The 1175-nt window shown below is 58.5% G+C and carries 1 pseudogene; it reads right to left on the bottom strand.

The annotated features are described in order from the left end of the window. Window positions 1–18: 18 nt before the first annotated feature. Window positions 19–1115 (bottom strand): annotated as a pseudogene (locus ACX93L_RS21695) (IS3 family transposase); the annotation flags it as partial. Window positions 1116–1175: the final 60 nt, after the last annotated feature.

Here is a 1175-nt window from a genome sequence, read left to right as displayed (position 1 = left end):
CTTGCGTTTCGGGTTTTAGAACATTTCGATGTAGTCGAACACGTGCTTGCGAGCTTCATCGCGTGAGCGGTAGACCCTGCGGCGTATTCGCTCTCGCTTCAGAAGATTGAAGAAGCTCTCGGCCACCGCATTGTCACGGCAGTTGCCGCGTCGGCCCATCGAGTGAACCAGATTGTGGCGCGTGAGGAACGAGGCCCAGTCCATGCTGGTGAATTGCGAGCCCTGGTCCGAAGGAATCAGCACCTTGTTCTTCGGTTTGTGTCGCCACACCGCCATGAGCAGAGCCTGCAACGCGACGTCGGTGGTTTGTCGGCTCTGCATCGCCCAGCCGATCACACGACGGGAATAGAGGTCGATGACGACCGCAAGGTAAGCGAAGCCCTCGCAGGTTCGGATGTCGATGATGTCCGTGACCCAGGCCTTGTCCGGAGCCGCGACGTCAAATTGCCGGTCGAGTGTGTTGTCGATAGCGACGGCAGGCCTGACGCCATGGATGCCGGGACGGCGTTTGTAACCGATCTCAGCCTTGATCCCGGCGAGACGTGTCAGACGCGCGACCCGGTTCGGGCAGCACATCTCGCTCTGATCGAGAAGGTCTTCGTGCAGCTTGCGATAACCGTAGACCTTGCCGCTCTCTTCCCACGCCTTCAGGGGCAGATCGGTCTGCCGCTTGTCCTCGTTGGCTCGCCTGCTCAGCGGGTTCTTCAGCCAGGCATAAAACCCACTGGGATGAACCCGCAAAAAGCGGCACATCGTCCGCACCGAAAACTGCAGGCGATGCAGGGCAATGAACGCGTACTTCACTTTGCATCCCTGGCGAAATACGCGGACGCGTTCCGCCGGGCAATCGATTCACTGGATCGATTGCTTGTCCGGCTTCAATTTAGGATGTCGCGCTCCTCGGTGACATGAGCCGGTTCCTTCTTCAGCCGCCTGATCTCCTCGGCCTCTTCATTCCCATTGGCGTTCGACGCGGCAAACTTCTTCTTCCATTCGTAGAGCGAATGCTGGCTGACGCCGAGACGCTGCGAAACCTCAGCAACCCGATAGCGACGCTCTGTGATCTGGCGCACCGCATCGCGCTTGAACTCTTCCGTGAAATTGGCTTTGCCCATGTAGGCCTCCTTGCCTCAGTTTTTGGGGAAGAAGGCGTCTACAGATCTAGCGGCTATTCA

It is taken from the genome of Rhizobium sp. CAU 1783 (assembly GCF_054551725.1).
Note: the sequence above shows the minus strand (reverse complement) of the source record. Positions and strands in the feature narration are given on the sequence as shown.